Annotated in this window: 1 protein-coding gene and 1 pseudogene; both read right to left on the reverse strand. The window is 35.8% G+C overall.

Annotated elements, in window-relative coordinates; all coding sequences use genetic code 11:
- On the reverse strand, nucleotides 1-290 hold a 290-nt coding region (locus MCO_RS09420), incomplete at its 3' end, for an antA/AntB antirepressor family protein (protein ID WP_007554196.1).
- 565 nt (nucleotides 291-855) lie between these two features.
- A pseudogene (locus MCO_RS09425) lies at nucleotides 856-1079 on the reverse strand (phage antirepressor Ant); the annotation flags it as partial.

Here is a 1079-nt window from a genome sequence, read left to right on the forward strand (position 1 = left end):
TAACGGCGTGCTTGACGTCCTTTCTCGTTACGTTCAACCATTGAAAGCTCTTTTGCCATGTCTAGAGTAATATGATATTCTTTACTTATAACATTTTTACGTTTCTCATTTTTGAGAAACATAAAACCATAATCTTGATTTTCCAAAAATCCATATTCTTTAATACGGCGTACAATCCAATCTGCAAACTTAGAGTTGACTTCTAAAAACGTATATAACTCACGTGCGTTAACAGTTTGGACAGTTTCTTGACCAATAGTTTGTTCTTTAATTTCTATGAGAGTGTTCATGTGAACTCCTATGTGCTTAAAGGTTTTTGATTGACACTCAATAAAGAATGCCGGGCGCTCAAAAACACGGCACATAGCCCGTCGTTATGCCTTTCCCATAAGGGTATTGTATAGCATAACCACACCCGACAAATCTATTATACGCATGTAGCATATAATGAGTCAAAGCCTTAAATGTACAGAAGACTGATTATTTCGGTAACCAATCCGCTATGTGTTTAAGGTGTTTTTGAGGCACCTGATTCGAAGATACCTATTACTGTAGAATTGTCAAGTAATAAAAATTACTTTTTGCTAAGAAAACGTTTCACATACTGTACAGTGTACATATTGAAATTGTTATTTATCAATGAGTTAAGTGTACAATGTACAGTCAATTTAAAAATTCTGTCGCTAGCGATAGTTTGCGCTAGCCTGCCCCGCAACAGACCTAACCCGTCGGGAAGTACCTTTTGCATTGATTTTATTGTATTTTTTCTGGAAGAAGCGAAGCATTATCGATAATCTCCTTTGAATTAATATCCTCCCCACTTTGCAAGCAGGGAAGATGAGATCATACTTTAAACTAAGCAGCTTTTACGACAGATCTTGCTAAAACGCGCTTAGCTTCTTTTGTAACTGATTTGTAATGATCAAGCTCTTCTTCGAGGTCATTTGCATCCAACAAACGTCTCATCATCAATCCTAAGATTTTTCCAACACCAGCAGGTTTTTTTAAACACTCATAAGAAAATAATTCATAATCAACAGATTGGCTTTTTAGTTTCTTCTCGCACTCAATAAAATAAC

Origin of the sequence: Bartonella sp. DB5-6, assembly GCF_000278115.1 — a bacterium.
Classification (GTDB): Bacteria; Pseudomonadota; Alphaproteobacteria; order Rhizobiales; family Rhizobiaceae; genus Bartonella; species Bartonella refiksaydamii.